The organism is Escherichia sp. 20412-1, from assembly GCF_003027595.1.
Lineage (GTDB): Bacteria > Pseudomonadota > Gammaproteobacteria > Enterobacterales > Enterobacteriaceae > Escherichia > Escherichia marmotae.
Window position 1 is genome coordinate 1 of sequence record NZ_PYQM01000088.1, and the last position, 3,364, is coordinate 3,364.

Below are 3,364 nucleotides of genomic sequence, written 5' to 3' on the forward strand. Positions count from 1 at the left end.
ATGTTCTGCGGGGTTCTGCGGATAATGTTTTCTGTTCCATAACAGGTGTCCACTAGTTGAAAAAGTGGGCACCTACGTTACCAATACTGGCTTAATGGCTACATACGGCGGTCAGTTTACGCTTACGGGAAAAGTGCATCATAGCAAATATAGGTCGAAACAGAACTATTCATTATATTAAAAATTGTATTTCTATGATATTTATCCACAGAATAAAACTCTGAAGCCAGTGCACTAAGTGAATTGAATAACCCCGGCTTCTCGATAAATGGAATCAATATTTTTCTTTTGATTAATTTTTCTGATGTTATCATACTGGTATAATGTGAAATATTATTGAAATCTCTGTAGACACTAAAAGATAGAAAAAATGAAATTTATGATGCAGTCGATTTTGTTTGATGGCGGATAATAATCTGACATCTCTTTATTGTACTGGGTTTTATAGGAAAAATTATTCTCAGAAAATACAATTGCATTAACCTCTTGATGGGTATTAAGAAAATTCATAAGTTCATCAAAAAATTTAGTAGTACTACCTCCTTTCTCGAAATATAACCCTATCTGGACTATCGCAATCTTAATATCTACTTTCTTTGATTCCTTTACCTGAGATTTCGAAATTAAAAAGAAGATAAAAAGAAAGATAACACAGACAATTCGTGAAGACAAACTGCATCGGCAAAACAAGACTCCTGACCAGAAAAACAACATAAATAAACTTATGAATGTACTTTCTGTTGCTGGTAGGAGTCTTTCTGCGTATGGGTACAGTAGTATGAGTGGGGGGAGAGGAAATATTATTTTTGTAAAACTTATACAAACCATTACCAGGGAATGGAGTAAAAGCCCGGAGAGGCCAAACCGAGCGAAAAAGAGGATAAAAATATAACAATCCACATAATAATATCCATGCGTTTATATGAAGATTAGGTGACAGGATGAAAAATATGCACCAAAAATTTCATATAGGAATACAATGGTAAAGGAAAAAATACTGACGCCGAGGTTGATTCTCTGTTTAGAGAAACAGAAAAAATAACATGTAAAAAATAGAAAAAATGAAATAATCAACATATATTTTTGAAATATTTTAACCAACACTGATAATTCTCATGTCTGATGTAATTAGCCCTAGATCATGTGTTATCATAACAACAGTACCGCCGTTACTATTAAAATCTCGAAGTATATTCATGACGTTATTTTTGTTTTCTGCATCAAGACTTGCCGTCGGTTCATCGGCAAGTAATATTTGGGGCTCTTTGATTAGTGCCCTAGCTAGTGCCAATCTTTGTTTTTCACCTCCCGAAAGTAATGATGCTAGTCCATTATGATGAGATAGACCGACAAGATGTAGGGTGTCTTCAATACGGGCTTTGGCATATGGTAGTTGAGTATAGTCAACAGAGCAAAGTAGATTTCGTATTACAGATTGTCGATCATTGATAAGTGAATCCTGAAATATATAAGCAAAATTATCCTTTCTTATTCTCATAGTGCTTTTATACGACTTGTAGTTAACATATTCATTAAAAAAATGATAATCTTCGGTATAATCCTGATCAAGCAAACCGATTATATTTAATAATGTGCTTTTTCCAGCACTAGAAGGGCCTGTCAATACAACAAATTCATTTTCATCAATTACAAAATTGTAGTCACTAAATAGCAGTCTGTCACCAAAGTGTTTAGAGGATATATTAACTTCTATCTCTGCCGGACCAGATGGTCTTCAGGAACCAGTTCGTCGAGGGTGATGGTTTCAAACCGGTATTGCTGTGGGGAGGGCTCTCTGAGCATGGCGGTCAGTCCGTTTTTTGTAGACCGCTTTAATAAACAATTGGAGTTGCCCCTGAGTCCGTAGACAAATCAGCCCTATAGTTTGAGCATAGGAGGAGTCTATGGGTTTACCCCTGAATTTAAGGAAGAGGCTATTCGCTAGGTAACTGAGTGGGGCTATTCTATCGCTGAAGTATCTGAGCGACTCGGCGTGCCGGCGCACAGTCTATATAAATGGATCCTGGTAGTTAAGCCGTAAGCATAAACCGACTGCCGTATGTAGCTATTAAGCCAGTTTTGGTCAGTTCGTTAACCAGGGCGAGTAACTGTTTTTCGCCCATAAATCAACCTTCATTTTATGCTAGATTGAACATATCAAAATCAGGCAATTACACAAATCTATGTACAGGATCATCCAAGAGCATTATTCAGCAGGCTGCTTTTCAGAGGAGAGCCTCGAGAGATGTTGTTGAAAGGGAAAGTTCTGATTTGTACTTATTATGTGTGTGATTCATAGACATCGTTTCACTATAATGCCTTACTATGAACAGGGAAATTCAGCAGCGGCTACAGTGGGTAAAACTCTATGAAACGTCTGGTGACGCGGGGTTCGTATGCCGTCGCTGCGGTATTTCCCGCCCCACATTGCGTAAATGGTGGCGCAGATATCTGGCTCAGGGCATCGCTGGTCTGGAAAGCCATAGCCGTCGCCCTAAACATTCACCATCAACGAAAACCGGCGCTGGCGAAGTCGCTCTGATTCTGGAGTTACGTTCCCTGCGAAATTTGGGTGCAAGGAGGATTCAGAGCGAGTTAAAACGACTTCATGCAATCTCACTGGCAGTGGCAACGCTCCACAAAGTTCTTTGCCAGAATAAGGTTAAACCTGTCGTTAAATTCCGGCGTAAAGCAGATTTTATTCGCTACGAACGCCCTGTTCCCGGTGATCGGGTCCAGATGGATACCTGTAAAATTGGCCCCGGTTTGTATCAGTACACATCTGTTGATGACTGCACTCGCTACAGAGTCCTGAGACTCTACTCTCGTCGCACGGCTGCAAACACACTGGATTTTATCGATTGTGTTATTGAAGAAATGCCTTTCCCGATACAGCGCTTACAGACAGACCGGGGAAGAGAGTTTTTTGCCGTTAAGGTGCAGGAGAAATTGAAAGAATACAGCATCAAGTTTCGTCCAAATAAGCCAGCCTCACCTCATCTTAATGGCAAAGTTGAACTTTCTCAAAAGACAGACAAAGCCGAGTTTTACGCTACCGTAGACCTCTCAACTGATGACCTGAAAGAACTGCTGGCAGAATGGCAGCATTACTATAACTAGGAACGCCCTCATAGCGCTCACAACGGTAAAACTCCGATGGAGCGCTACTTCGAACTTGCAGAGCAAACACCATACTCTGATGCCGTTCACGCAAGCTATCAGCCCAATGAAGAGCATATTGTAGTGGCACACTAAATTTGGCCACCTGAACAGAGGTGATATGCTCACCTCAGAACAACACAGGTGCTCCAATGAAAAAAAGAAATTTCAGCGCAGAGTTTAAACGCGAATCCGCTCAACTGGT

General features: G+C 40.1%; 1 protein-coding gene and 2 pseudogenes. 2 read left to right on the top strand and 1 reads right to left on the bottom strand.

Annotation, left to right across the window (positions count from 1 at the left end; all coding sequences use genetic code 11):
* Nucleotides 1–1,093: 1,093 nt before the first annotated feature.
* The gene (locus C7B16_RS23860) at nucleotides 1,094–1,714 is read right to left on the bottom strand and encodes an ATP-binding cassette domain-containing protein (RefSeq protein WP_107180265.1); all 621 of its coding nucleotides are present in this window, start codon (nucleotides 1,712–1,714) and stop codon (nucleotides 1,094–1,096) included.
* Nucleotides 1,715–1,891: 177 nt separating this feature from the next.
* Between C7B16_RS23860 and C7B16_RS23865 the strand changes: the two are divergent.
* Nucleotides 1,892–2,038, top strand: a pseudogene (locus tag C7B16_RS23865) (transposase); the annotation flags it as partial.
* Between the two features lie 287 nt (nucleotides 2,039–2,325).
* A pseudogene (locus tag C7B16_RS23870) lies at nucleotides 2,326–3,255 on the top strand (IS481 family transposase).
* Nucleotides 3,256–3,364: the final 109 nt, after the last annotated feature.